The organism is Pseudomonas sp. TE3899 (assembly GCF_056279105.1).
Window position 1 is genome coordinate 3574694 of sequence record NZ_JBWBQR010000001.1, and the last position, 24601, is coordinate 3599294.

Consider the following 24601-nt stretch of genomic DNA (forward strand, 5'->3'; position numbering starts at 1 on the left):
AACGGTCGCGCCTCCAATTAGCTTTACAGTGGGGCGGTGTAATCCATTCGATTGAGCCTGTCGGAGTCACTACACCGCACGAACAGTCACCCTCATACGCAAGCGTGAGCTTCCCACGAGCAGCGAAACCGATCAGGTAACACACGCTCCCCGTCTGGCCCGCAAACAACGTGGAGTGAAGCTCGGCCAGCACTGAACCAAGTAACAGCTCAACAGCTCCGTGCTTAGTGATATCGCCTCCCTGATCCATGTGTTTCGGGTAGGCCGCTAAAACACCTTTTACGAAGCATTCCGCTAACTGGCCGCTGCCGGGCAGCGACGTACCATCCGTGACGACGAACAGCCCTCTGTCACCATCACAGATAGCGCCAGCAGAATCATGATTGGCTTGCCTGGCCCGTCCGATTACTGACCTGGTGTTGTATCTCATGCGTTGCCCAGATCTTTCATACGCCTGTAAATGATTCGCCCTCTATTCGGATTAGCCTGCACCGAGCCCGAACTTTCAATTACGTAGTCGATATCCCTGAGCATCACGAGCTCTCGAATTGCAGACGTGATGAATGCCTTGAGCTCAGGCTCGGCTTGGCGGACCTCTTCCAAAAGTTCTGTACGACCATCAATCAAGATAAGGATATCTTCGACGTCCTTGTGGTAAGGATCGCCCCCACCGCGACCGCTGAAAGCCTCTAGTTTCGTGGCAAGAAAGTAGGTCGGTTTGAATATCTGGATGACTACCCCACTAGGCAATGTAAATTTATCGGCCCTCGCCAGCCCCTCCACGAACCAACGGTTGGAATATCCCAGAACAGCGGGATCAGAAGGCATCACGTCAACAACGACGTCGTTGAAGCGGAAACGACAGTTGACTTCGTCTTCACCAGTGATCTTGAAGTTCTTGGCCGCCAGACGTTCTATGAGGTGTTGCCAAGCGCTAATGCCTGCCAGCTCGATCACCAAGTCAACATCATCAGTGAAACGAATGTCGTCCAGCACAGCCGCATCCGTGACCAGCATGGCTGTTGTGCAACCGCCGACAAAAGCCACCTCAGTCAGAAACGCCTCCCCCAAGCCGTCTGCAACAAATTCTATGAGCTCGTAGTTGTGATCAGCGTTTGATGACATGTTATTTCAGCCCCATCCCTGCCTTCAGAATGTTAATCGCCACGCCACACTCTCGCGGGCCACCAAGGCGGATCGCATCAGCCAGCGCAAGATAGTGATAAAGGGTTCTGTCGCGCTTCACCGCTTCCGGCACCGTCTTGTAGAGCGGCTCTATCGCTTGACCTCGCTCAGTTCCAAGTGCATCCGGCCAAACCGGAATCAACCCGCCAGCGCTCTTGATGCTTTTGGACAGCGCTGGTGCGGCGAAGCCTGTTGGAATGCCGCGAACCATTGCGCCCGGCTTCACAGGGAAAAAGTATTTCAGAGCGTGCTCGGTGATTTTAAGCAGCTCTCGCCGATTAACTTTTGCAAGTCCGGTGTCGTAGTCATTGGTGAGCAATCCTGACTCACGACACCTGGCTATTGAATTGGAAACCTCGCTTTTGCTGAGTCCAAGTGACGCAGACAACGCCCGCAACGAGTAGCCTTCACTCCAGCTCGCCAGTGGCGCAGAAGGGACAGGCTCCGACCACCCCTCCCACCCCTCTTCGTCATCCGTGGATGAATGGTATTCCCGACGGTGGAATACAGTTTCTTCACTGTCAGCGGGGTAGGAGACTAGCGGTTGCCCCACTCGCCCACCTGCTGTCATTCGGCTTAACTGCAGGGGCTTCAGTAATTCCTCAACCGTGTTCGAATTCGACTCAGACTCCATCCTCCCAAAGAGGTTTTCTTCCTGAGCGTGTAGGCTCGCCATCTTGAACAAAAGCAAAATATCTTGACTCTTCATGGAGCTAGAAACCTCAAGTGTCCACATTCCATAAAACGTGGACACTTGTCTCATTGCAAATATTGAATAGTCAAGTACTTTCGATTTTTCTCATTCGCCTGCTACAACGAAAAAAACTACGACTTGTAAAATCACTTGCCACGCTACTTTCATTTACTGAACGGTGTCGCAATATCAGATGACGCCGACAGACCTTGTAGGCAAACTCCGAATCGTGGTTTTTGGGCACTTTGATGCCTTGTTGCGCTTTTCTTCGACGGGATACTCTCCGGACGTCGCTGACCATTCAGCGATCGGGCTTGGAAACCCGTCGAAATTAGTCGCAACAGCGTGCCCTTCACGATCGCAAAGGCTTTTTATTTTGCGCTCTTGAGTTATGGCGGCTGTGCGCGGGACGTCTTCGGACGTGCCGGTTTCCTAATTTCCCGGTTTTCCAACCCGCGCATAGCTGTCACCCATTCGCTTGGAAACGAATGTGACAGCCCTTCAAATTAGGAATTACATATGACTAAAGTTGATTCGACCGCGATTTCAGAACTAAAAACCATCGGCTTCACCCCCGTCATCTACTGCTCGAACCAGGCGTTATTCAACGTCCGCGCCGGCGTCCCCGTCGTTGATGCCTTGTCACAAGCCTGCGACCTGTTATTCCTCGCCAAATCCTTCGCCAAGGAGGCCGCCTACGCCAAAGACACTGACCGCCATGCCTGGGCCGCGCATTACCTGACGGCAATGGGCAAGGCCGTGATCGATGATGTGGTGAAGGTGCTGACGCCGCGACCTGCGCGGACCAAGACCGAATCGGAAGTAGAGCGGCCTGAAAAAAATTAAAGACACAAAAAAGCCCCCGCCAGCCACAAGGCTGACGGGGGCTTTTTGCTAGCGCCGGTTTACATCTCCACCTGCGTCCCCAACTCAATCACCCGATTCAGCGGCAGATTGAAGAACCGCAAATTGCCGTTTGCGTTCTGCAACATGAACGCAAACAACGCCTCGCGCCAGCGGGCCATGCCTTCGAGTTTGGAAGCGATGACGGTTTCGCGACTGAGGAAGTAAGTGGTGCGCATCGGGCTGAAGTCCAGGTCATCCAGGTGACACAGTTTCAGCGCTTGCGGCACGTCCGGTTCGTCGACGAAGCCGAAGTGCAGGATGACGCGGAAGAAGCCTTCGCCGTAGGAGTCCACCTCGAAACGCCGGGAGGCCGGGACGCGCGGGATGTCTTCGTAGACCACGGTCAGCAGCACCACTTGTTCGTGCAGCACCTGGTTATGCAGCAGGTTGTGCAACAGCGCGTGGGGCACGGCGTCCGGGCGTGCGGTGAGGAAGACGGCGGTGCCCTGGACGCGGTGCGGTGGTTGCACGGCGATGCTGCTGATGAAAATCGGCAGCGGTAAACCACCTTCGTCAAGGCGCTCGACCAGCAGTTGCTTACCTCGCTTCCAGGTGGTCATCAGCACAAACAGAACGATCCCGGCGATCACCGGGAAGGCGCCGCCCTGGACGATTTTCGGCACGTTGGCGGCGAAGTACAGGCCGTCGACCAGCAGGAAACCAATCGACAGCGGCACGGCGAAAATCGGCGGCCATTTCCACAGCAGCAACATCACAGCCGACACCAGCACGGTGGTCATCAGCATGGTCCCGGTCACGGCGACGCCGTAAGCCGAGGCCAGGGCGCCCGAGGATTCGAAACCCAACACCAACAGGATCACGCCGACCATCAGCGCCCAATTCACCGCGCCGATGTAGATCTGGCCCTGTTCGGCGCTGGAGGTGTGGCGAATGTGCATGCGCGGAATGTAGCCGAGCTGGATCGCCTGACGGGTCAGGGAGAACGCGCCGGAAATCACCGCTTGCGAGGCAATCACCGTGGCCATAGTCGACAGGCCGACCAGCGGGATCAACGCCCAGCTCGGTGCCAGCAGGTAGAACGGGTTGCGCGCGGCTTCCGGGTCGCCGAGCAGCAAGGCGCCCTGGCCGAAGTAGTTCAGCACCAGGGCCGGCAGCACCAGGATGAACCAGGCACGGGCAATCGGCTTGCGGCCGAAGTGGCCCATGTCGGCATACAGCGCTTCGGCACCGGTCAGTGCCAACACCACCGCGCCGAGAATCGCCACGCCCATGCCCGGGTGGACGATGAAGAAACGCACGCCCCACACCGGGTTCATCGCGTTCAACACTTCCGGGTGCTGCACGATGCCGTAGACGCCCAACGCACCGAGCACCAGAAACCAGGTGACCATGATCGGCCCGAACAGAATGCCGATGCGCGCGGTACCGTGGCTCTGGATCAGGAACAACGCCACCAGCACCACCAGCGACAGCGGCACCACCCAATGGTCGATGCCATCGAATGCCAGCCCCAGGCCCTCAATCGCCGAGAGCACGGAAATCGCCGGGGTGATCATGCTGTCGCCATAGAACAGCGCCGCACCGATCAGCCCGCAGACCACCAGCAAGGTGCGCAACTTCGGATGCCCCGCCGCCGCCCGCCTGGCCAGCGCGGTCAAGGCCATGATCCCGCCTTCGCCCTGGTTGTCGGCGCGCAGCACGAACATCATGTATTTGAACGACACGACCCAGATCAGCGACCAGAAGATCAGCGCCAGGATGCCCAACACGCCGTCATGGTTGACCGGTACGCCATAGCCGCCGGAGAACACTTCTTTAAGGGTGTACAGGGGGCTTGTGCCGATATCGCCGTAAACCACCCCGACCGCCGCGACCAGCATGCCGATCGGCTTCGCCACCGAATGCTCGGCGCCCGCCGCCTGACTACTTGCCTGACCCATCCACAACTCCTACTACCCAGACTCGGACTTTTTATAAGAAGCACTATGCTTTGCCGTGCAGCATGCGCTGTTTTACTTAAGGTTACAGACGATTTGTTGACTGTAAAAATTCGGTAAAGCGTACCGGCGCGAAGCATAGCGCAGCACTCGTCGTATTTCCCTGCATAAAGCTGGTCAAGTGCGCCTCTCATCGCTAGAATTGCGCACTTTTTGATCAGAGGCGCAACAAAGCGCCCGTTTGTCGCCTTGCCGATCACGGCTGGAGGCGTCACAAATACCGAGGTTAGACATGTCCACCACTCCCGCCACGGCCAATCCAAAGGTTGGCTTCGTATCCCTGGGTTGCCCCAAAGCACTGGTCGACTCCGAGCGCATCCTCACCCAGCTGCGCATGGAAGGCTATGACGTCGTGTCCACTTACGAGGACGCCGATGTCGTGGTGGTCAACACCTGCGGTTTCATCGATTCGGCCAAGGCCGAGTCTTTGGAAGTGATCGGCGAAGCCATCAAGGAAAACGGCAAGGTCATCGTGACCGGCTGCATGGGCGTCGAAGAAGGCAACATCCGCAAGGTGCACCCAAGCGTGCTGGCCGTGACCGGTCCGCAGCAGTACGAGCAAGTGGTCAACGCCGTGCACGACGCCGTGCCGCCGCGCCAGGATCACAACCCGCTGATCGACCTGGTGCCGCCGCAAGGCATCAAGTTGACCCCGCGCCACTACGCGTACCTGAAGATTTCCGAAGGCTGCAACCACAGCTGCAGCTTCTGCATCATCCCGTCGATGCGCGGCAAACTGGTCAGCCGTCCGGTCGGTGACGTGCTCGACGAAGCCCAGCGGCTGGTCAAGGCCGGCGTCAAAGAGCTGTTGGTGATCTCCCAGGACACCAGTGCCTATGGCGTCGACGTGAAATACCGCACCGGTTTCTGGAACGGCGCGCCGGTGAAAACCCGCATGACCGAACTCTGCGAAGCTTTGAGCAGCCTCGGTGTCTGGGTCCGTCTGCACTACGTTTACCCGTACCCGCACGTCGACGAGCTGATCCCGCTGATGGCCGCCGGCAAGATCCTGCCGTACCTCGATATCCCGTTCCAGCACGCCAGCCCGAAAGTCCTGAAAGCCATGAAACGCCCGGCCTTCGAAGACAAGACCCTGGCGCGGATCAAGAACTGGCGCGAAATCTGCCCGGACCTGATCATCCGTTCGACCTTCATCGTCGGCTTCCCGGGCGAGACCGAAGAAGACTTCCAGTACCTGCTGAACTGGCTGACCGAAGCGCAGCTCGACCGCGTCGGCTGCTTCCAGTACTCGCCGGTTGAAGGCGCCCCGGCCAACCTGCTGGACGCGGCCATCGTGCCGGACGACGTCAAGCAAGACCGTTGGGACCGCTTCATGGCGCACCAACAGGCCATCAGCTCGGCACGCCTGCAACTGCGCGTCGGCCGTGAAATCGAAGTGCTGGTCGATGAAGTCGACGAGCAAGGCGCCGTTGGCCGCTGCTTCTTCGATGCCCCGGAAATCGACGGCAACGTGTTTATCGACAACGGCAGCAACCTGAAGCCAGGCGACAAAGTCTGGTGCAAAGTGACCGACGCCGACGAATACGACCTGTGGGCTGAACAGATCTAAACGCAAAAAATACGAAAAGCCCCGCTCTCTTGACGAGATGCGGGGCTTTTTTACGTCTATCGTTTTGTGGAGAACGGATTCGCTTCATTCACACAATGAGAGGCAGGCGGGCATGCGCCACCATTCGGCCATCCACACACCGAAACACAGCGACTACGAAGAACTCACCCAAGTGTGGGAGGCCTCGGTGCGCGCCACCCATGACTTTCTGCCGGACAGCTACATCGAGCTGCTGAAGAACCTGGTGCTGACCCGCTACCTCGACGCGGTGATGCTGATCTGCACCAAAGACCCGCGCCAGCGCATTACCGGGTTCGCCGGCGTGGCGGCGGGCAAGATTGAAATGCTCTTTATCGACCCGGGCCATCGCGGCCAGGGCCTGGGCAAACAGTTGCTGCGCTATGCCCTGGAACACCTGCACGCCGATGAGCTGGACGTCAACGAACAGAACCCGCAGGCGCTGGGCTTTTACTTCAAACAGGGGTTCGAGGTGATCGGTCGTTCCGAGCATGACGGCATGGGCCAGCCTTATCCGTTGCTGCACATGCGCATGAAACAGGCGAATCAGCGGGTTCAACGCGGCTAAAAGCCACATGGCGCAAATGGACCCGCGATTAACCGGCGCCCAGCAGGTACAATGCCCACCCCTTTTTTGTTACGGCCCTGTCATGACTGACCCGATTCGTCTCTCCAAACGCCTCATCGAACTCGTCGGCTGTTCCCGTCGGGAGGCTGAGCTGTTCATCGAGGGCGGCTGGGTCACCGTGGACGGCGAAGTCATCGACGAGCCGCAGTTCAAGGTCGAGAACCAGAAAGTCGAGCTCGACCCCGAGGCCAAGGCCACCGCGCCAGAGTCGGTGACCATTCTGTTCAACGTGCCCGTGGGCATGGACGCGGAAACGGCCATGGCCTCCATCAGCGCCGAGACCCTGAGCGAAGAACACCGCTTCAGCAAACGCCCGCTCAAAGGCCACTTCCTGCGCCTGACCGCCAGCACCGACTTGCAGGCCAATGCCAGCGGTCTGCTGGTGTTCACCCAGGACTGGAAGATCCTGCGCAAGCTGACCGCCGACTCCGCCAAAATCGAGCAGGAGTATGTGGTCGAGGTTGAAGGCGACATGGTGGCTCACGGCCTCAACCGCCTGAACCACGGCCTGACTTACAAGGGTAAGGAACTGCCGGCGGTGAAGGCCAGCTGGCAGAACGAAAACCGTCTGCGCTTTGCGATGAAGAACCCACAACCGGGCGTGATTGCCCTGTTCTGCCAGGCCGTGGGCCTGAAGGTCGTCGCTATCCGCCGCATTCGCATCGGCGGCGTGTCCATCGGCAAAGTGCCGCTGGGGCAATGGCGCTACCTGTCCGGCAAAGAGAAGTTCTAAGACTTTTCACGCCGCCCTACCTTTCGGCGCCGCTGCTTATGCGGCGCCCACTGCCGATATCAGGATTGCACACCATGATTCATAACGACGTACTGCGCAGCGTGCGCTACATGCTCGACATCAGCGACAAGAAAGTCATCGAGATCATCAAGACCGGCGGCATGGACGTGTCCATGGAAGACCTGCTGACCTACCTCGACAAGAAAGAGGAAGACGAAGAAGGCTTCGTGCGCTGCCCGGACGAAGTCATGGCGCACTTCCTTGATGGCCTGGTGATCTTCAAGCGCGGCAAGGACGAAAGCCGTCCGCCGCAGCCGATCGAAACCCCGGTGACCAACAACATCATCCTGAAGAAACTGCGCGTGGCCTTCGAACTGAAGGAAGACGACATGCACGCGATCCTCAAGGCTTCGGAGTTCCCGGTGTCCAAGCCTGAGCTGAGCGCGCTGTTCCGCAAGTTCGGCCACACCAACTACCGCACCTGTGGCGACCAGTTGCTGCGTAACTTCCTCAAGGGGCTCACTCTTCGAGTGAGAGCGTAAAGCAGCTACAAGCTACAAGCTGCAAGCGGATCGTGTCTGGCTTGTAGCTTGTAGCTTGTAGCTTGTAGCTTGTAGCTTGCAGCTGGGCCGAATGGCCTCCCATTCCTCGCAAAAATAGTGGCTCCGCTTCCGGCGGCTGATGACTAGGGTGTATTGACCCTTCAGTTTTCAGGACTCGCCATGCACCCCTACTTTTCCCTGCAAGGCCGCACCGCTCTGGTGACCGGCGGCACCCGTGGTATCGGCAAAATGATCGCCAAGGCTTATGTCGAGGCTGGCGCGACCGTGTACGTCTGCGCCCGGGATGCCGAGGCCTGCCTGCAAACTGCCGAAGAGTTGAGTGCGTTCGGCCTCTGCCACGGTATCGCGGCGAATCTGGCGACCGAGGAAGGCGTGCTGCAACTGGCCACGCGCCTGGGCGAGCAGATCGATCACCTGGATATTCTGGTCAACAATGCCGGCACCACCTGGGGCGCGCCGCTGGAAAGCTACCCGATCAAGGGTTGGGAAAAGGTCATGCAGTTGAACGTGACCTCGGTGTTCAACTGCATCCAGCAATTTTTGCCGCTGTTGCGCAAAGCAGGTTCCGAAGCCAATCCCGCGCGAATCATCAACATCGGCTCGGTGGCGGGGATTTCTTCCTTTGGTGAGCAGGCGTATGCCTACGGGCCGAGCAAGGCGGCCCTGCATCAATTGTCGCGGATCCTGGCGCGGGAGCTGGTCAGCCAGCACATCAACGTCAATGTGATCGCGCCGGGGCGCTTTCCGAGCAAGATGACGGCGCACATCGGCAATGATGAGCAGGCGCTGGCGCAGGATACGGCGCTGATCCCGATGAAGCGCTGGGGCCGGGAGGAAGAGATGGCGGCATTGGCGATCAGTTTGGCGAGCACGGCCGGGGCTTATATGACCGGGAATATCATCCCGCTGGATGGTGGGTTCAGCCTCTGACTCGATCTGTGGCGAGGGAGCTTGCTCCCGCTGGGGTGCGAAGCGCCCCCCAAAAACAGGCAGGCTTCTTCAGATCATTCCGGGTGTATCGCTTGCGACTGCTGCGCAGTCGAACGGGAGCAAGCTCCCTCGCCACAGAGGTGGGGTGGGTTATCATGCCCGCCTCTTCCCCCGCTTCGATCCCCCAACCATGACCTACAGCGTTTCCCCCATCGGCTTCGTGCGCTCCTGCTTCAAGGAGAAATTCGCCATCCCGCGCCAACCGCAACTGGCCCCGGCCGCTCGCGGTGTGCTGGAGTTGGTGGCGCCGTTCGATCAGGGCGACGCGGTGCAAGGGCTGGAGCAGGTCAGCCACGTCTGGCTGCTGTTCCTGTTCCACCAGGCCCTGGAAGAAAAGCCACGGCTGAAGGTCCGCCCTCCTCGTCTCGGCGGTAACAAATCCATGGGTGTATTTGCCACTCGTGCGACCCATCGGCCTAACGGCATTGGTCAGTCCGTGGTCAAACTGGACAAGGTTGAGGCCAATCGACTGTTTATCTCCGGCATCGACTTGCTGGACGGCACACCGATCCTCGACATCAAACCCTACGTGCCTTACGCCGATATCATCGACAGCGCCTCCAACAGCATCGCCAGCGCCGCGCCGCAGCTGATTCCCGTGCAGTGGACGGATGGAGCACTGCAACAGGCTCACGGGCATGCTCAGCGTCTTGAAGAGCCGCTGGTTGAGTTGATCGAGCAATGCCTGGCACAAGACCCACGTCCGGCGTACCAGATTCCCACGCCGGAACGGGAATATGGCGCGCAGTTCTGGGATCTGGATGTGCGCTGGCATTACCCGGAGGCCGGGGTGATTCGCGTCCTCGAAGTCATCCCCATCTCTCACCCGTAGGCGCAAAGCTTGCTCGCGATGGCGCTCTCACGGACGCCATCGCGGGCAAGCCTTGCTCCTGCGGGCTTTGCGTCCGGGCATAAAAAAGCCACCATTGCCTGACTGGCAACGGGGGCTGATCGTTCCCTCGCGCTGCGTGGGAATGCATCCAGTGACGCTCTGCGTCACCCGGACAACAGCTTACTTCTCGACGAACGCCCGCTCGATCAGGTAATCACCCGGCTCGCGCATCCGCGGCGAAACTTTCAGGCCGAAGCTGTTCAGCACTTCGCTGGTCTCGTCGAGCATGCTCGGGCTGCCGCACAGCATGGCGCGGTCGTCCTGCGGGTTGATCGGTGGCAGGCCGATGTCACTGAACAGCTTGCCGCTGCGCATCAGGTCGGTCAGGCGGCCTTCGTTCTCGAACGGCTCGCGGGTAACGGTCGGGTAGTAGATCAACTTGTCACGCAGGGCCTCGCCGAAGAACTCGTTCTGCGGCAGGTGCTCGGTGATGAATTCGCGGTAGGCGACTTCGTTGACGTAGCGTACGCCGTGGCACAGGATCACTTTTTCGAAACGCTCGTAGGTTTCCGGGTCCTGGATGACGCTCATGAACGGCGCCAGACCGGTACCGGTGCTGAGCAGGTACAAATGCTTGCCAGGCTTCAAGTCATCCAGCACCAGCGTGCCGGTAGGCTTCTTGCTGATGATGATCTCGTCGCCTTCCTTCAGATGCTGCAACTGGGAAGTCAGCGGGCCATCAGGCACTTTGATGCTGAAGAACTCGAGATGCTCTTCCCAGTTCGGGCTGGCAATCGAGTAAGCGCGCATAAGCGGGCGGCCATTGGGCTGTTGCAGGCCGATCATCACGAACTGACCGTTCTCGAAGCGCAGGCCCGGATCGCGGGTGCACTTGAAGCTGAACAGAGTGTCGTTCCAGTGATGAACACTGAGGACACGCTCGTGGTTCATGTTGCTCATGTACGTGGGACTCCTGGAGATTGGGTCTGCGCTGCTCTTCTAAAGAAAGAGAACCAGCCGCGCGCAATTGCATCGCATTCTAATGGCAGCCACAATATCTGTTAACTGGATTATTAAGATAAGGGTTATCGGTTATATAGATATGCGATTTACTCTACGTCAACTTCAAGTCTTCGTCGCCGTCGCTCAGCAGGAAAGCGTATCCCGTGCTGCGGGTCTGCTCAACCTCTCGCAATCGGCGGCCAGCACCTCGATCACCGAGCTGGAGCGTCAGTCCAGTTGTCAGCTGTTCGACCGCGCCGGCAAACGGCTGAGCCTCAACGCCCTCGGTAAACAGCTGTTGCCTCAGGCCGTGGCGCTGCTCGACCAATCCAAGGAAATCGAAGACCTGCTCAACGGCAAGTCCGGTTTCGGCTCCTTGGCGGTCGGCGCAACCCTGACCATCGGCAATTACCTGGCGACGCTGCTGATCGGCAGCTTCATGCAGCGTCACCCGGAAAGCCAGGTGAAGCTGCACGTACAGAACACGGCCAACATCGTGCAACAAGTCGCCCACTATGAAATTGATCTGGGTCTAATCGAAGGCGACTGCAGCCACCCGGACATCGAAGTACAAAGCTGGGTCGAGGATGAGCTGGTGGTGTTCTGCGCCCCCCAGCATCCGCTGGCCAAACGCGGCATCGCGACCATGGAAGAACTGAGCCACGAGGCCTGGATCCTGCGCGAGCAAGGCTCTGGCACGCGGCTGACCTTTGACCAGGCCATGCGTCACCATCGCAGCTCGTTAAATATTCGCCTGGAGCTGGAACACACCGAAGCGATCAAACGCGCGGTGGAATCCGGCCTGGGGATTGGCTGCATTTCGCGGCTGGCGCTGCGTGATGCTTTCCGCCGCGGCAGCCTGGTGGCGCTGGAGACACCGGACCTGGACCTGGCCCGGCAGTTCTATTTCATCTGGCACAAACAGAAATTTCAGACGCCGGCGATGCGCGAATTCCTCGACCTGTGCCGCGCCTTCACCGCCGGGGTGCAGCGCAGCGACGAGATCGTACTCCCCACCATCGCTTAAAGCAGAATCACCGCCCACACCAGCGCAATCATGGTCAACGCTACGAACTGCGCAGCGCTGCCCATGTCCTTGGCGTTCTTGGACAGTGGGTGCAACTCAAGGGAAATGCGGTCGATGGCCGCTTCTACCGCCGAATTGAGCAACTCGACGATCAAGGCCAGCAGGCACACGGCGATCAGCAGCGCCTGCTCGACCCGGCTGACGTTCAGGAAGAACGAAATCGGAATCAGGATGACGTTGAGCAACACCAGTTGCCGAAACGCCGCTTCACCGGTAAAGGCTGCGCGCAGGCCATCCACGGAGTAGCCAGAGGCGTTGAGGATGCGTTTTAGGCCGGTCTGGCCTTTGAAAGGTGACATAGGGTAGGCAACTGACCAAAAGGGAGTGGGAAAGCTAGAGTAAATAAGGTCAAAAAAGCGTGAATACGTAGCGCTTTAATGGCTGGCAATTGACTCAAGTTGTTGCAAGAGCAACGCCGCCTGGGTCCGGGTCCGCACATTGAGCTTGCGGAAGATCGCCGTCACATGCGCCTTGATCGTCGCTTCTGACACGCTCAACTCATAGGCGATCTGCTTGTTCAGCAACCCTTCACAGACCATAGTCAGCACCCGGAACTGCTGGGGCGTCAAGCTCGCAAGCCCCTCACTGGCCGCTTTGGCTTCGGCAGACACGCTAACCGCTTCGAACGCCTGGGGCGGCCAGAAGACGTCGCCATCGAGCACCGCACGCACGGCTTTCTGAATGACACTCAGGTCGCTCGACTTGGGAATGAAACCGCTGGCCCCGAATTCACGGGACTTGACCATGATCGAGGCTTCTTCCTGGGCCGAGACCATCACCACCGGAATCTGCGGGTACTGACCGCGCAACAACACCAGCCCGGAAAAACCGTAGGCTCCCGGCATGTTCAGGTCCAGCAGCACCAGGTCCCAGTCGGATTTTTCGTCCAGGCGGGTTTCAAGTTCGGCAATGCTCGCCACTTCCACCAGACGGACATCCGGGCCCAGGCCCAGGGTCAACGCTTGGTGTAATGCACTTCGAAAAAGAGGGTGGTCATCGGCAATCAGGATTTCGTATGTGGCCATTTTTCAAATGATCCTGTTTTTCAAGCAACTCAAGGTACAGCCACGGAGCTGGACCAACAGGGCACGTTCAACGCCAATTACGTGATCACACGGCGTTTCAAACTCTGGCCGCGCCCTAATCGGCGCCAAGCATGCCCAGCGAAGACGGGGTGGTCAAGGTGCTTGGCCGGTACAGTTCTTTGCAGTATGGGCGACAATCAGCCGATGACCGGAACCGTTTTCTGCACGAAGGGCATCAGTTCGGCGTGGGCCGGTGTTGCAACGTTCATATCCAACTGGTGCTTGGCGTCCAGGTAATGCTGGCTGAACACGTCGAAGTAAGCGTCCAGCGCCGAGGCCGCGTCGGTATCGCCCGCCAGGTCCAGGCACAGCGCCGCCACTTCGGCGGTGCACAGGTGCTCGCTGCGGGTCGAGCGGCGCAAGCGGTAGCGGGAGAGTTTTTCGGGGAGCAGGCTGAGGATCGGTAACCGGTCGAAATAGGGGCTTTTGCGAAAGATTTTCCGGGCTTCGGTCCAGGTCGCGTCCAGCAGAATGAACAATGGCCGCTTGCTGCTCTCAAGGTCGACGGTGTTGGTCACGCGCTCAGGCTCGACGTACTCGCCCGGAAACACCAGGTAGGGCTGCCATTGCGGGTCGGCCAGCAGGTCCAGCAGCTTTTGATCGGTTTCCGTGCGCGACCAAATGAAGGCATGGTTGTCACGCACGACGTCAGCAATCAGCCAACCGGTATTGCTCGGCTTGAACACTTCCTTGTTGGTCATGATCAGGCACACGCCGGAACGGGTCTCGACCTGCGGACGCCAGGCGCACAAGCAATGGCTCTCGATCACTCGGCAGGCACGGCAACGGGTTGCGCGCCAGCCGCGCGCCTGAATCGGCTTGATACCCTCCTCTTCGCGCTCATCGCGCAAGCGGGCCACGGCGTTTGCGGCAAAGCCTGGGAGTTGAAGGTTCATCGCAGGCGACGCCGACAGGTAAGGAAAATCGACACAAGAAACACTCGGCAGGGTGGAAAGTGCCGGCAGTTTATCAGAGCGGCCGGCGCAAGCCTGTACCGTCCGGGCCCGCTCCCCTATAATCCGCCGCCACTGAACGCACAGTCACGTGACGGGTCGAACCAACCAGTCACTGAACCAGGAGAGTTTCATGCTGCGCCTTATCGTTCCCACCGCTGCCGTTCTATTGGCGTCGTCCTTCAGCGCTCAGGCTGCTTCCTTGAGTGAGCAGAACCTCAACAGAGAGCTGCGCAACGTCGCCGTCCAGAGCAGCGTCGGCACACCGCGGGCGATCAACGAGGACATTCTTGATCAAGGCTACACCGTCGAAGGCAATACGCTGATCAACCACTTGAGCGTACAAAGCAGCCACGCCGACAAGATGCGCGCCGATCCGAAAGCCGTGTATTTCCAGCTGGGCGCCTCTGTCTGCAACAATCCATCGTTCCGCAAACTGATGGCCAAGGGCGCGGTCATGCGTTACGACTTCACTGAGGTGAAGACTAACCGCTCGGTCGGTTCCGCCAGTTATCAGGAATCGGATTGCCCAAAAGCAACCCCGGCCAAGAAGAAGTAATCATCGAGAATTGGCGCGCCGCTGTTCATCCTCGGCGCGCAGTTCTGCCAGCAAGGCCTGCAAATAACGGGAACGGCGCTCGCCACCGCCCAGACGCCGGCAGCACTCCTCTTCAAGACTCAAATGATTGGTCTCGGCTGACGATTTCAATAATCGATACAGTTGCGCATCGATCTCCAGAATCAATCTGGCCATGATTTCCCGCCTCCCTGCCCACTCAAATCCCTGAACCGCATGAACTTCGCGTACTGCCTTTGACGCAAAGTTGTCGCGTCACGCCTGTAATTTAGTAAATCAGAGCCACAGCCAGCGGGCCGGCGTTCAGACGAGCGGTGAAACCACCTTGCAAATCGTCAATAAGCGGTTGCCAGGAAAGACTTTGCGGCGCAATGATCAAGGCAGCGTAATTGCTCCAGAGGAACTAGATTTAGCGTATTCACATTGACTGCCAGGCCGAAAAGGAGCGGCCCGCTATGCGTTTGTTGTTGCGAAGGTTTTTTTCACTCGCTGGAAAAAACACAGCCTGCATGCAAGGAGAAGTTGAATGCCTTACCAACCGAATGACCTCCTCAGCCGTCATTTTGAAGAAAGCGGCCACGACCTCACCAGCAAGGTCGAAGAGCAACTCAACCTGGTTTCACCCAATAGCCCCAACATCCCGATTTACCGCGACATGATCCTGACCGTGCTGCGCATGGCCCAGGAAGATCACAACCGCTGGAACGCCAAGATCACCCTGCAGGCCCTGCGCGAACTGGAGCACGCGTTCCGTGTGCTGGAGCAGTTCAAGGGGCGGCGCAAAGTCACTGTGTTCGGCTCGGCCCGTACGCCGATCGAACATCCGCTGTATGGCATGGCCCGGGAACTCGGCGCTGCGTTGGCGCGCTCGGACCTGATGGTCATCACCGGAGCCGGTGGCGGCATCATGGCCGCCGCCCATGAAGGCGCGGGCCTGGAACATAGCCTGGGGTTCAATATCACCCTGCCCTTCGAGCAGCATGCCAACCCGACCGTCCAGGGCACCAGCAACCTGCTGTCCTTCCACTTCTTCTTTACCCGCAAGCTGTTCTTCGTCAAGGAAGCCGACGCGCTGGTCCTGTGCCCGGGCGGTTTCGGTACGCTGGACGAAGCGCTGGAAGTGCTGACGTTGATCCAGACCGGCAAAAGCCCATTGGTGCCTGTGGTGTTGCTGGATACGCCGGGCGGCACGTTCTGGCAGGGCGCGCTGGACTTCATCCACCATCAACTGGAGGAAAACCGCTACATCCTGCCCACCGACATGAAGCTGGTCAGCCTGGTCTACAGCGCCGAAGAAGCGGTGGAGGAGATCAACCAGTTCTATAGCAACTTCCACTCCAGCCGCTGGCTCAAGCATCAATTCGTGATTCGAATGCATCATCAGCTCAGCGATGGCGCGCTTGAACACATGCAGACGGCGTTCGCCGACCTGTGCCTGAGCGACCACTTCCATCAGCATGTGTATAGCGGCGAGGAACACGATGAGCCGCAGTTCAGCCATCTGGCACGACTGGCCTTTACCTTCAATGCCCGTGATCATGGGCGCTTGCGGGAGTTGGTGGACTTCATCAACCTGCCGGAAAACTGGGCGCAGCCCAAACCCCAGGCGCAACAGCGCACCCGGGAACCGTCCAAGGTGACGTAAACAACAGGCAAAAAAAAACGGCCCGCTATCGAAATAGCGGGCCGTTTTTATTTAGTCGTCCATCCCTCGACCGCTGAACAAGCGGTTGATCATCTCCATGGAAAACCCCCGATAAGCCAGGAAGCGCCCTTGCTTGGCGCGCTCGCGCATGTCTATCGGTAGATGCCCGGCAAACTTGCGCCGCCAGGTGTCTTCCAGTTGTTCCTGCCAGTTGATACCGCTTTCGCGCAAGGCAAGCTCGATATCGGGACGTTGCAGGCCGCGCTGGCCCAGCTCTTCGCGAATGCGCAAAGGGCCATAACCGGAACGGGCACGGTAGGAAACGAAACTTTCGAGGTAACGGGATTCGGACAGCAAACCCTCTTCCGTCAACCGGTCGAGTGCTGTGTCGATCATTTCCGGGAGGGCGCCGCGCTGACGCAGTTTACGCGTCAGCTCGACCCGACCGTGCTCGCGTCGTGCGAGCAGGTCCATGGCGGTTCGCCGCACTGCGACGAGTGTATCGAGTACGGCGGTCATCGGATCAATCAGATATCAGCGTCGGCCAAGTCACCAGCCGTCTCTTTGACTGGCGATGCTTTGACGTCCGGTGCTGGAGTCAGCAGCTTGTCACGCAGCTGCTTCTCGAGCTTCGCGGCAATTTCCGGATTGTCTGCCAGGAACTTGGCCGAGTTGGCCTTGCCCTGACCGATCTTGGTGCCTTCATAGGCGTACCAGGCACCGGACTTCTCGACGAAACCGTGCAACACACCCAGGTCGATCATCTCACCGTTGAGGTAGATGCCCTTGCCGTAAAGAATCTGGAACTCGGCCTGACGGAACGGCGAAGCGACCTTGTTCTTCACAACCTTGACGCGGGTTTCGCTACCGACAACCTCGTCACCTTCCTTCACCGCACCAGTACGACGGATATCCAGACGAACCGAAGCGTAGAACTTCAGCGCGTTACCACCGGTGGTGGTTTCCGGGCTGCCGAACATCACGCCGATTTTCATACGGATCTGGTTGATGAAGATAACCAGGCAGTTGGCGTTCTTGATGTTACCGGTGATCTTGCGCAGCGCCTGGGACATCAGACGGGCTTGCAGGCCCACGTGCATGTCACCCATTTCGCCTTCGATCTCGGCCTTCGGCACCAGAGCGGCGACGGAGTCGACGATGATCACGTCAACCGCGTTGGAACGCACCAGCATGTCGGTGATTTCCAGGGCCTGCTCGCCGGTGTCCGGCTGGGAAACCAGCAGGTCGTCGACGTTGACGCCCAGCTTGCCGGCGTACTCAGGGTCGAGGGCGTGTTCGGCGTCGACGAATGCGCAGGTCGCGCCGGCTTTTTGAGCCTGGGCGATCACCGACAGTGTCAGCGTGGTTTTACCGGAGGATTCAGGACCGTAGATTTCAACGATACGGCCTTTTGGCAGGCCGCCAATGCCGAGCGCGATGTCCAGACCCAGAGAGCCAGTGGAGATAGCCGGGATCGCCTGACGGTCCTGATCGCCCATACGCATTACGGCACCCTTGCCGAATTGACGTTCGATCTGACCCAGGGCCGCAGCCAAGGCTTTCTTCTTGTTGTCGTCCATTAAAGTCCTCACGTAATCAATAAGGCCTGACGGCCAACACCTGTATAAGTAGCCAGTATTATTCCACAGCGTTTCAGGATCGCCTACCCCTGATTTGAGATTTCTCCAGTGGCATGGCGCAGCAGCCCCTCTAGCGCGGCCTTGACCGTTTGTCGGCGGACCTCGTCGCGGTTACCAGGGAAGTGCTGGACCTCACTGAACACGACCTCCCCAACGCCCCAGGCCAACCAGACCGTCCCTACTGGCTTGCTCGCAGAACCACCGTCCGGCCCCGCCACACCGCTGACCGCGACGGCAAACCGCGCGTGACTTTTGTCCTGCGCGCCACGGACCATGGCCTCGACCACCTCGCGACTGACCGCCCCCACCGTCTCGAACAACCCCTCGGGCACATTCAGCTGCAAGGTTTTCTGGCGATTGGAATACGTCACATAGCCGGCCTCAAACCACGCAGAACTCCCGGGAATGCGGGTGATCGCCTCGGCGATTCCGCCGCCAGTGCAGGACTCGGCCGTGGTGACGTGGGCATTGAGAACTTGCAGGCGCCTGCCAAGTTCAGCGGCCAGTTGGGTGATTTCTTTCACGGTCCTCTCCTGATCGGGCTGAATGGAACCACCGTACACGAGCACATCGCGCTTGCAAGATACAGAACCGATCAAAATGTTAGCGAGCGATGGCCTTGATATAGGCCTGACAAGCCTGCAAGGCAATCAATCCGCGATCGCCGGCGTCGGTGATGGCGATAATTCGTTGAGCATGCGCCGGGTCAAGTCGGGCTCTTGGGGCGCCATGATCCACGCCGCCGGTGCCGGCGGCGGTTGGCATTGCACAGCTAGCGGCAACGTCATGGGCATCGAGGAGGACTGACAGGCGCACATCAGCAGTGGCAAGACGATCACGCAGGCGACCTTGATCACGTTGGGCATCGCTAAGCGCTCGATAATGGGTTTGTTCACTGGCCGACAACTGTTGCTCCAGGGCCAGACGCTTGTCCTGCTCGGCCTGTTGTTGCGTAGCGGCGGCCTGGGTCAGCTGATTCAGCGTCTCGGTCTGCAACCTGGCTCGTTCCGCCAGTTGCCCGCCATAACGCCAATCCTGAACCTGCCAGACCAGCGTCGCCGAGAACCCGGCCAACACGACGACGCCCATCACTCGCCAGGAGATCAGGCCGAAGGCTGGCATAGCACCGCCCTCGCCCGCGCCCAGAGTTGCAGGCGATCCTCGAGCCCATTCAACCCGCCGTTGATCCGGCGCGTGATGCTGTTGAACTGGTCGCGGTCGGCCAGTTCGTTGAGGCCGTTCAGCTCCCAGAACCAGGCGGCGGACTCGGCGGCCCACTGCGGCTGCTCCAACAGTTCCGGCAGCGCCAGCAGACGCTCGTCGCCAAACAGGCCGAGGCTGCACTCTCGGTAATTGCTCCGACCGGTAATCTGGATCAGGCCACGACCGCGGTATTTCTGGCCATCACCATCAGCCTCTGGAGTGTTGCCCAAACGCAAGGCCAGGGTGCCGGTGTCGTACTTGCTCAGATACTGGTTGTTGCCCAGTTCCCGCACGTACTGCAACTGCCCCGATTCGTGGCCGACCTGCGCGAGGAAAGCGGCAATGCGTTTCGGGGTGTTGATGTTGCGGTGGGTGATGGCGGTGTTGAGGGCGGAAATGAAAACGCCCGCTTGGGAGTGGGCGTTGGGCATGATGTTTTGGAGTTGCTGCTGCGTAACCGTCATACCCCCCCCCAGGAAAGCCGTTCAGCGGTAAAACACTTCATTGAAACTACCCTTCCATTAAATAATCCGTTTGAGAAAGACGAATTGTTTCCCATCGACCAGCCCTGCGCCGGAAGCATCCTTTGGATAATCCATCTAATTGTCTCCAACTTTTATTCAGCGATACCGAATTGCGCCAACCCCCTGTGCACCGACCAGCGCCTGACGTAAATGACGCCTGGAGACTTTTAAACCAGCAACAAAAAAAGAAGTATTGAGGGGATATCAGAGGCAAGCGCAATCGGTCCCCTACCGACTAAAAATAATTAATCAGGCTGTTTGGGCCAGTCGACCGTATGAGGAAAGGTTGCCTGGGTTTCGACCCTTGAAAGCAACACTCTGTATTTTCTCCAGAGGTCCAGTTGTGCCTGGGTCGTTGGCAGTAATGCCACCTCCGTCTCCGTGGCCATATCCAGCGCCACGGAGTCCTGGAGCGTATTGAGATCACCCTGCAACTTGGCGATCATCGAAGTCGCCAACGCCGAGAATCCAGAACACTTCATCTGCTGAGCGCGCCTCAGGGTTTCTTCAGCGGGTTCGGCAATATCGCCGTACTCCAGCGCAACGGCACGTTCAAACACTTCACGCCCGTGGGGTTCCGGGTCTTTCGGCGAGGCCGTAAAGGGCACCTCCCCCAGCGTGTCCTTGGTTTCCTCAAACGTTACGAACAGGTTCAACGAGGTGTGTTCAACGTCATTCCAGCGTGGCTGACGTGCATTGAGTATTGTCATCATTTCAAGAAACCCTCAGGCATAGAGTGGTGGAGTCGGGGCTTTGGCCGTCCGCATTTCGAATAGCGCCCATCAGTCGCCATGTTCCGGCAGGAGCGCCGCCCCAAGCGGAACCGTCAGTGGCTGTAAACCGGCAATTGACTCCGGCGGCAAGCTCACTTGCCCCCACACCACCGCCTCCGCCGACCACCAGCAGCGCATAGGAGCCAACCGCCCCCGCCCCCGTCGTCGATTGCGCGAAGACCGCCTTGGCATTGGCGATACCATCAGTCCAGATACTGCCCAGATCGGTCGCATCCACTTGTGCCCTTAGCGACGAACCATCAGCCGCCCAGCCGATCATTACCGTATTGGTCGACTGGAAATTCCCTCCACCCTGCCGGACCGGTGGAAACCCCAGGCGTGGTTGCAAGTAGTACACGATGCCGTCGCTAGCTCGTCGAAAGTAAGGCAGCCCTGCGTTGTCACCGGCAAACCCTGCGTAGGTGATGGAATCACGCAAAACCCGGGCGTCCACCTGCGAGTTGACTTGTGCCGTGGTGGGGGCATCCGTGATGCCATAACCACCAAGGGTCGTCGCTGTTTTGGCCAGTGTGATGACTTCGTTGGTGTTCTTGTTCCTCATGTAGGGCACGGCGGAACTGCCCCCGGCAAAACCGGCGACCGAACAGCTATCCGACGTGATTTTGCCGTCGAGCAAGCCATTCACTGCCGTCTTGCTGTAAACGTCCGCCACGTTAGCCTTGGAGCCAGGATCGAAGTTTGCGGCACACCACAAGGCACCAAAACTGGTGGCATCCACCTGGATAAGGATGTTCTTGCCATCCCAGCCAATCGATACCGCATTGCCGAGTTGTCCGGTTCCGCCGCCCTGTTTGACGAAGGCATTATTGGCCGCCACTTTGGTATAGGCATCGGCAATACCGTAGCCGTCCAGCGTGACCGGATTGGTGCCGGACGTTACCTGACCTCGCGCATTGACCATGACCTTGCGGTATTCACCAGGCGCCACGCCGGTGTAGCCCGCCAGCATTTCGAAGGTCAGGCCGGTGGCACCCACCTTGATCGGGCCAGGTGTTGTCAGTTGCCAGAGGCGAGACTTGTTCACCACGCCTTCGTCGGTAGCCACAATAAAACTGGTGGTCACTTGATAGTCTTGAGCCGCATCCACCGCTCGCGACCATGAACCGGTCGCCGCCACATAGACACCGTTTTGCGCGGCATTGGCCTGGTCTTTCACCAGGACCCGGTCGGCCACCGCCAGTTGCACGCCGTCGATGTTCTGCAAACCACTGAGTGCAATCGTCCCCGTGGTCGCGGCACGCACCGAGTTCTTGAAATCATGGGCCGCAAAACTCTGGATCGCTTCGAGTAATTGAGTCGACACCTCTTCCTTGGGCACGATGCCAGCCGCCTTGATCACATTCAGGATCTCCTGAGTGACGGCGTTGCCCCACGTTGCCGGAATCAAAGAACCCGGCGTTCCTGCAACCGGGTTTTCATCCACAAACTGTCCATTCACTAGCCCGACACTGGGTGTGTTTTTTGGGTAATCCATACTTCTAACCTCTAGTCATAATTGATGTACACGCGGGTATGAGCCGGCGCGCTTCGATGGATAAGGCACTCCAGGGCACTACCCGGATTCATGCCGAAATGCTCGCCCCAATAACTGGCGCCAAATCGACGACCGATGAGCTGCCGGCCCCCGGTATTGAGGGTCCACATGAACTGAGCTTGCCAACTGCCGAAACGCGCACTACCAAAACGCGAGCGGCCCATTCGGGGGGCTTCGAATTCAGTGACAGTCGCGTGGGGATACCCTTGGCTTCGCGCGATGTCGACGAAGTAACCGATGGTCTGACTGCCAACCGCGAGCAGGCGCCGGCGAACGGCTAGGCGACGGTCGTCAAACAGGGGCGCCTCTCCCAGGCACGGATCGGGCAAATTCATTACCCGCTCCCAGTCCGGTACTAACTCACTGACCCCGGCCGGATCCATCTCGTTTTGCAGGTCAACGGCACGCGCATCCAGGCGCGATAGCTCTTGAGAAATACCCTCAAGCACTTTTTCCAGTTCCGGCACGCGCTCCGGATCCCATGCCGGACCACTCGGCAACAGGCTGCGCAATTGGGCCTCGTACTGCGCCGGAGTTCTTATGCCTCCCATACGCAGCCTCCAAAGGCCAGCAGCTGATATTTTTCGGCAGTCACATTGGCTGTCGGCGCCTTCAGCTTGTGGTCGTTTTCGCCGGTTGCACTGCTGATGGCTTCGCGAATGTGGCTCAGCAACAAGGTGTCGCCCAAGCCGGATTCGCGGTTATGCAAGTCACGCAGTTGCGCTTCGACAGCGGCACGCACGGCGCTGGTATCGGGGGTCAGACTCAAGGTGTAAGTGACCGGCACTTGCATGGGTGGCAGCACATGCAGCTCAGCCGTGACCGGTCGCAGCGGCTCGATGTAAGCCTGTACCTCCGCCAATTGCGCGGCATTCGGCACCGGTTGCGGATCGTCATCGCGCATGATGTACAGGCTGACCGTGCCAGGTCCCAAGAGGCCGCTGCGACACCAGGCCCGGGTCACGCCAGGGCATTCGAGCGCCCAGGTTTCATAGTCTTGCGTCGAGCCGCCGTGGGGGATGATGCGGTAGGAACTGATCACCCGGGAGCGCAGGGATTCCAGGCTTTCCCGGGCAACCCCGCCGATCAGCCCCGGCGCCAGCACCGTGAAGCTGTTGCCGACAATCCCCAGGATCGGTTGGACCGGGATCAGCGTCATGCCGGCATCGGCATTGCCCAGGCTGCCTGCGTCGAGCGCGGCGATGGTGGTGCTGTTGAGGCCATTGCTGGTGGTGCGCGACGCGGTCACTTTGTAGGTGCGACCGTCGTTCGATTGCAGCAGCGTATCGACATCCAGCACGGCACCGGCGCTGGCGGTAAAGCTGACGCTGCCGCTGGCGGCTTGCGCGGCTTTGCGCGGCTGGTTCAGACGCAGGGCGGCGATGCGTTCCAGGGTCGATTCGTCGGCCTTGTCCGGGAGGATCTGCTCGGCGATCCAGTCGAGGTAGCCATACAAACCATAGGCGGCGCCACCGAGGGTGCGGGCCAGCACTTGCGCATCGGACTGGCGCAGCGAATCGCTGGCCAGGTCGCTTTGGGTGCGTTTGATCAGCACCGGCAGCGAAGGGGTTTCAAACGGCATAGATCACCTGCCAACTGTTATCAGGGTTGATGTCCAGGCGCTCGCCGTCGGCCAGGGTCAGGACCGTGCGCAGGTTCAGGCGCTGGGCGTCGAGGCGTTCGCTGATGATGTCGATGGCGCTGCAATGCCCGTCGTCGATCAGCCATTGCAGGGCTTCGCGGGCATAGAACTCAGCGTCCATTTGCGTTTGCCGGGTCAGCTTGACCCGACGCAACAGCCACAGCCGCGAGCCGATGCGGTCATCGGCGACGGTGGGAAACGTGTCGCCCCACCAGCCGAAGCGCTCCTCGTCATCGAGGGCATCGTCATCGGCGGCGCGGCGCCAGGTGAACAGGCTGATCAGCACCGAACGGGTCAGTGCGGCGTGGAGGTTCTGGCTGATAAACATCACTGACCTCCTGCCGGCACGCCGGTCTGGCCATTGCCCGCCTGCACGCCGACGTGCACGTGTTTGATCTGGCTGATGCCGCCCGCGACCTGGTCGCCTTGGGAGACGATCTTGCCGGTCTGGGTCAGGGTCGGGGTGTCGATGTTCACGGCGCTGCTGGCGCGGATGTTCAGGGTCGCGGTCTGGATGTCGATGACCCGCCCACGCTTGAAGTGGATCTTGTCGCCTTCGTCGGTGTAGATCGCCACTTCGCCCTGGGCCAGGGCCTTGAGACGATAGCGGCGGTCGGCGACCACCAGAACGATGGCGTGGGAACGATCACCGCCCAGGAAAGTGGCGATGCCCTCGGCGCCGGCCAGCGGATTGCTGGTGAAACCGTAGGGTTCGAAGTGTTCCATGTCGTCGTTCACTTCACCGGCGGTGAGGCGCATTTGCAGCGATTGCAGCTTGGTGGCCGAATTGGCGAGCACGACAGTGCCGCGCGCCAGGAGGCGAGTCAGTAGGCTCATG

Annotated in this window: 29 protein-coding genes; 10 read left to right on the plus strand and 19 right to left on the minus strand. The window is 59.3% G+C overall.

The annotated features are described in order from the left end of the window. Positions 1–426: 426 nt before the first annotated feature. Complete coding sequence (locus ACZ89E_RS16405) at positions 427–1125, minus strand: hypothetical protein (RefSeq protein WP_476256060.1); 699 nt, start codon at positions 1123–1125, stop codon at positions 427–429. Between the two features lies 1 nt (position 1126). Next, positions 1127–1894 carry a MarR family transcriptional regulator gene (locus tag ACZ89E_RS16410; protein WP_149657328.1) on the minus strand — a complete coding sequence of 256 codons (768 nt, stop codon included), beginning with the start codon at positions 1892–1894 and terminating at the stop codon, positions 1127–1129. A gap of 504 nt (positions 1895–2398) precedes the next feature. Here ACZ89E_RS16410 and ACZ89E_RS16415 point away from each other — a divergent pair. Continuing rightward, complete coding sequence (locus tag ACZ89E_RS16415; protein WP_463259562.1) at positions 2399–2725, plus strand: DUF3077 domain-containing protein; 327 nt, start codon at positions 2399–2401, stop codon at positions 2723–2725. 59 nt (positions 2726–2784) lie between these two features. Here ACZ89E_RS16415 and ACZ89E_RS16420 read toward each other — a convergent pair whose 3' ends face one another. Beyond that, positions 2785–4686, minus strand: coding sequence for a potassium transporter Kup (locus ACZ89E_RS16420; protein ID WP_476256061.1), 1902 nt, complete (start codon positions 4684–4686; stop codon positions 2785–2787). 289 nt (positions 4687–4975) lie between these two features. Here ACZ89E_RS16420 and rimO point away from each other — a divergent pair, with 289 nt between their 5' ends. The 6 genes from rimO to tsaA all read left to right on the plus strand — a co-directional run bounded on the left by rimO (position 4976) and on the right by tsaA (position 10077). Beyond that, a complete protein-coding gene (gene rimO, locus ACZ89E_RS16425; protein WP_123512023.1) occupies positions 4976–6313 on the plus strand; it encodes a 30S ribosomal protein S12 methylthiotransferase RimO in 1338 nt (445 codons plus the stop codon). Between the two features lie 112 nt (positions 6314–6425). Then, positions 6426–6899 carry a GNAT family N-acetyltransferase gene (locus ACZ89E_RS16430; RefSeq protein ID WP_476256062.1) on the plus strand — a complete coding sequence of 158 codons (474 nt, stop codon included), beginning with the start codon at positions 6426–6428 and terminating at the stop codon, positions 6897–6899. A gap of 82 nt (positions 6900–6981) precedes the next feature. Further along, complete coding sequence (locus tag ACZ89E_RS16435) at positions 6982–7692, plus strand: rRNA pseudouridine synthase (RefSeq protein WP_476256063.1); 711 nt, start codon at positions 6982–6984, stop codon at positions 7690–7692. 74 nt (positions 7693–7766) lie between these two features. Further along, positions 7767–8234, plus strand: coding sequence for a YehS family protein (locus ACZ89E_RS16440; RefSeq protein ID WP_463259559.1), 468 nt, complete (start codon positions 7767–7769; stop codon positions 8232–8234). Positions 8235–8414: 180 nt separating this feature from the next. After that, a complete protein-coding gene (locus tag ACZ89E_RS16445; protein WP_463259558.1) occupies positions 8415–9185 on the plus strand; it encodes an SDR family oxidoreductase in 771 nt (256 codons plus the stop codon). 190 nt (positions 9186–9375) lie between these two features. Next, positions 9376–10077, plus strand: a complete 702-nt coding sequence (gene tsaA, locus ACZ89E_RS16450; protein ID WP_149657335.1) for a tRNA (N6-threonylcarbamoyladenosine(37)-N6)-methyltransferase TrmO — start codon at positions 9376–9378, stop codon at positions 10075–10077. Between the two features lie 180 nt (positions 10078–10257). Here tsaA and fpr read toward each other — a convergent pair whose 3' ends face one another. Continuing rightward, the gene (fpr, locus tag ACZ89E_RS16455) at positions 10258–11037 is read right to left on the minus strand and encodes a ferredoxin-NADP reductase (RefSeq protein ID WP_003443014.1); all 780 of its coding nucleotides are present in this window, start codon (positions 11035–11037) and stop codon (positions 10258–10260) included. Positions 11038–11179: 142 nt separating this feature from the next. Here fpr and ACZ89E_RS16460 point away from each other — a divergent pair, with 142 nt between their 5' ends. After that, positions 11180–12106, plus strand: a complete 927-nt coding sequence (locus ACZ89E_RS16460) for a LysR family transcriptional regulator (protein WP_178128992.1) — start codon at positions 11180–11182, stop codon at positions 12104–12106. On the opposite strand, the gene ACZ89E_RS16465 is transcribed toward ACZ89E_RS16460, so the two are convergent. From ACZ89E_RS16465 to ACZ89E_RS16475, 3 genes are all read right to left on the minus strand, one after another. Next, entirely contained in the window at positions 12103–12465 is a 363-nt protein-coding gene (locus ACZ89E_RS16465) for a diacylglycerol kinase (RefSeq protein WP_133837290.1), read from the minus strand. The two genes, ACZ89E_RS16460 and ACZ89E_RS16465, sit on opposite strands and share 4 nt — an antisense overlap. Positions 12466–12540: 75 nt before the next feature. Next, positions 12541–13191: a response regulator transcription factor ErdR gene (erdR, locus tag ACZ89E_RS16470; RefSeq protein WP_149657337.1), complete on the minus strand. Its 651-nt coding sequence runs from the start codon at positions 13189–13191 to the stop codon at positions 12541–12543. Between the two features lie 197 nt (positions 13192–13388). After that, positions 13389–14147 (minus strand): tRNA-uridine aminocarboxypropyltransferase, encoded by a 759-nt coding sequence (locus ACZ89E_RS16475; RefSeq protein ID WP_463259555.1) that lies wholly within the window; start codon positions 14145–14147, stop codon positions 13389–13391. A gap of 190 nt (positions 14148–14337) precedes the next feature. Here ACZ89E_RS16475 and ACZ89E_RS16480 point away from each other — a divergent pair, with 190 nt between their 5' ends. Next, on the plus strand, positions 14338–14763 hold the full coding sequence (locus ACZ89E_RS16480; RefSeq protein ID WP_123405872.1) for a PA3611 family quorum-sensing-regulated virulence factor: 426 nt from the start codon (positions 14338–14340) through the stop codon (positions 14761–14763). Here ACZ89E_RS16480 and ACZ89E_RS16485 read toward each other — a convergent pair whose 3' ends face one another. After that, on the minus strand, positions 14764–14958 hold the full coding sequence (locus ACZ89E_RS16485) for a hypothetical protein (RefSeq protein WP_054047053.1): 195 nt from the start codon (positions 14956–14958) through the stop codon (positions 14764–14766). 349 nt (positions 14959–15307) lie between these two features. Here ACZ89E_RS16485 and ACZ89E_RS16490 point away from each other — a divergent pair, with 349 nt between their 5' ends. Continuing rightward, on the plus strand, positions 15308–16426 hold the full coding sequence (locus ACZ89E_RS16490) for an LOG family protein (RefSeq protein WP_149657339.1): 1119 nt from the start codon (positions 15308–15310) through the stop codon (positions 16424–16426). A 51-nt stretch (positions 16427–16477) separates the two neighbouring features. On the opposite strand, the gene recX is transcribed toward ACZ89E_RS16490, so the two are convergent. The 11 genes from recX to ACZ89E_RS16545 form a co-directional block, all read right to left on the minus strand. After that, on the minus strand, positions 16478–16945 hold the full coding sequence (gene recX / locus ACZ89E_RS16495; RefSeq protein WP_133837286.1) for a recombination regulator RecX: 468 nt from the start codon (positions 16943–16945) through the stop codon (positions 16478–16480). An 8-nt stretch (positions 16946–16953) separates the two neighbouring features. Next, positions 16954–18006, minus strand: coding sequence for a recombinase RecA (recA, locus tag ACZ89E_RS16500; protein WP_149657340.1), 1053 nt, complete (start codon positions 18004–18006; stop codon positions 16954–16956). An 83-nt stretch (positions 18007–18089) separates the two neighbouring features. Further along, entirely contained in the window at positions 18090–18590 is a 501-nt protein-coding gene (locus ACZ89E_RS16505) for a CinA family protein (protein WP_463259554.1), read from the minus strand. 79 nt (positions 18591–18669) lie between these two features. Beyond that, positions 18670–19188 carry a lysis system spanin subunit gene (locus ACZ89E_RS16510; RefSeq protein WP_476256064.1) on the minus strand — a complete coding sequence of 173 codons (519 nt, stop codon included), beginning with the start codon at positions 19186–19188 and terminating at the stop codon, positions 18670–18672. After that, positions 19170–19733 (minus strand): glycoside hydrolase family 19 protein, encoded by a 564-nt coding sequence (locus tag ACZ89E_RS16515; protein WP_476256065.1) that lies wholly within the window; start codon positions 19731–19733, stop codon positions 19170–19172. Before ACZ89E_RS16515 ends, ACZ89E_RS16510 begins: the two co-directional genes overlap by 19 nt. Positions 19734–20038: 305 nt before the next feature. Next, on the minus strand, positions 20039–20449 hold the full coding sequence (locus ACZ89E_RS16520) for a tail fiber assembly protein (RefSeq protein ID WP_476256066.1): 411 nt from the start codon (positions 20447–20449) through the stop codon (positions 20039–20041). Between the two features lie 58 nt (positions 20450–20507). Beyond that, entirely contained in the window at positions 20508–22061 is a 1554-nt protein-coding gene (locus ACZ89E_RS16525; protein WP_476256067.1) for a phage tail protein, read from the minus strand. Positions 22062–22072: 11 nt separating this feature from the next. Continuing rightward, on the minus strand, positions 22073–22672 hold the full coding sequence (locus ACZ89E_RS16530; RefSeq protein WP_476256068.1) for a YmfQ family protein: 600 nt from the start codon (positions 22670–22672) through the stop codon (positions 22073–22075). Continuing rightward, entirely contained in the window at positions 22660–23703 is a 1044-nt protein-coding gene (locus tag ACZ89E_RS16535) for a baseplate J/gp47 family protein (protein WP_476256069.1), read from the minus strand. The genes ACZ89E_RS16530 and ACZ89E_RS16535 overlap by 13 nt, the downstream gene beginning before the upstream one ends. Continuing rightward, positions 23693–24091 carry a phage GP46 family protein gene (locus ACZ89E_RS16540; RefSeq protein WP_038979177.1) on the minus strand — a complete coding sequence of 133 codons (399 nt, stop codon included), beginning with the start codon at positions 24089–24091 and terminating at the stop codon, positions 23693–23695. Before ACZ89E_RS16540 ends, ACZ89E_RS16535 begins: the two co-directional genes overlap by 11 nt. Then, positions 24091–24600 (minus strand): phage baseplate assembly protein V, encoded by a 510-nt coding sequence (locus ACZ89E_RS16545; protein WP_476256070.1) that lies wholly within the window; start codon positions 24598–24600, stop codon positions 24091–24093. The genes ACZ89E_RS16540 and ACZ89E_RS16545 overlap by 1 nt, the downstream gene beginning before the upstream one ends. Between the last annotated feature and the right edge of the window lies 1 nt (position 24601).

Coding starts and splice junctions, on each gene's coding strand:
- ACZ89E_RS16405 (WP_476256060.1), bottom strand. CDS start 1,125: ATGTCATCAAACGCTGATCACAACTACGAGCTCATAGAATTTGTTGCA.
- ACZ89E_RS16410 (WP_149657328.1), bottom strand. CDS start 1,894: ATGAAGAGTCAAGATATTTTGCTTTTGTTCAAGATGGCGAGCCTACAC.
- ACZ89E_RS16415 (WP_463259562.1), top strand. CDS start 2,399: ATGACTAAAGTTGATTCGACCGCGATTTCAGAACTAAAAACCATCGGC.
- ACZ89E_RS16420 (WP_476256061.1), bottom strand. CDS start 4,686: ATGGGTCAGGCAAGTAGTCAGGCGGCGGGCGCCGAGCATTCGGTGGCG.
- rimO (WP_123512023.1), top strand. CDS start 4,976: ATGTCCACCACTCCCGCCACGGCCAATCCAAAGGTTGGCTTCGTATCC.
- ACZ89E_RS16430 (WP_476256062.1), top strand. CDS start 6,426: ATGCGCCACCATTCGGCCATCCACACACCGAAACACAGCGACTACGAA.
- ACZ89E_RS16435 (WP_476256063.1), top strand. CDS start 6,982: ATGACTGACCCGATTCGTCTCTCCAAACGCCTCATCGAACTCGTCGGC.
- ACZ89E_RS16440 (WP_463259559.1), top strand. CDS start 7,767: ATGATTCATAACGACGTACTGCGCAGCGTGCGCTACATGCTCGACATC.
- ACZ89E_RS16445 (WP_463259558.1), top strand. CDS start 8,415: ATGCACCCCTACTTTTCCCTGCAAGGCCGCACCGCTCTGGTGACCGGC.
- tsaA (WP_149657335.1), top strand. CDS start 9,376: ATGACCTACAGCGTTTCCCCCATCGGCTTCGTGCGCTCCTGCTTCAAG.
- fpr (WP_003443014.1), bottom strand. CDS start 11,037: ATGAGCAACATGAACCACGAGCGTGTCCTCAGTGTTCATCACTGGAAC.
- ACZ89E_RS16460 (WP_178128992.1), top strand. CDS start 11,180: ATGCGATTTACTCTACGTCAACTTCAAGTCTTCGTCGCCGTCGCTCAG.
- ACZ89E_RS16465 (WP_133837290.1), bottom strand. CDS start 12,465: ATGTCACCTTTCAAAGGCCAGACCGGCCTAAAACGCATCCTCAACGCC.
- erdR (WP_149657337.1), bottom strand. CDS start 13,191: ATGGCCACATACGAAATCCTGATTGCCGATGACCACCCTCTTTTTCGA.
- ACZ89E_RS16475 (WP_463259555.1), bottom strand. CDS start 14,147: ATGAACCTTCAACTCCCAGGCTTTGCCGCAAACGCCGTGGCCCGCTTG.
- ACZ89E_RS16480 (WP_123405872.1), top strand. CDS start 14,338: ATGCTGCGCCTTATCGTTCCCACCGCTGCCGTTCTATTGGCGTCGTCC.
- ACZ89E_RS16485 (WP_054047053.1), bottom strand. CDS start 14,958: ATGGCCAGATTGATTCTGGAGATCGATGCGCAACTGTATCGATTATTG.
- ACZ89E_RS16490 (WP_149657339.1), top strand. CDS start 15,308: ATGCCTTACCAACCGAATGACCTCCTCAGCCGTCATTTTGAAGAAAGC.
- recX (WP_133837286.1), bottom strand. CDS start 16,945: ATGACCGCCGTACTCGATACACTCGTCGCAGTGCGGCGAACCGCCATG.
- recA (WP_149657340.1), bottom strand. CDS start 18,006: ATGGACGACAACAAGAAGAAAGCCTTGGCTGCGGCCCTGGGTCAGATC.
- ACZ89E_RS16510 (WP_476256064.1), bottom strand. CDS start 19,188: ATGCCAGCCTTCGGCCTGATCTCCTGGCGAGTGATGGGCGTCGTCGTG.
- ACZ89E_RS16515 (WP_476256065.1), bottom strand. CDS start 19,733: ATGACGGTTACGCAGCAGCAACTCCAAAACATCATGCCCAACGCCCAC.
- ACZ89E_RS16525 (WP_476256067.1), bottom strand. CDS start 22,061: ATGGATTACCCAAAAAACACACCCAGTGTCGGGCTAGTGAATGGACAG.
- ACZ89E_RS16530 (WP_476256068.1), bottom strand. CDS start 22,672: ATGGGAGGCATAAGAACTCCGGCGCAGTACGAGGCCCAATTGCGCAGC.
- ACZ89E_RS16535 (WP_476256069.1), bottom strand. CDS start 23,703: ATGCCGTTTGAAACCCCTTCGCTGCCGGTGCTGATCAAACGCACCCAA.
- ACZ89E_RS16540 (WP_038979177.1), bottom strand. CDS start 24,091: ATGTTTATCAGCCAGAACCTCCACGCCGCACTGACCCGTTCGGTGCTG.
- ACZ89E_RS16545 (WP_476256070.1), bottom strand. CDS start 24,600: ATGAGCCTACTGACTCGCCTCCTGGCGCGCGGCACTGTCGTGCTCGCC.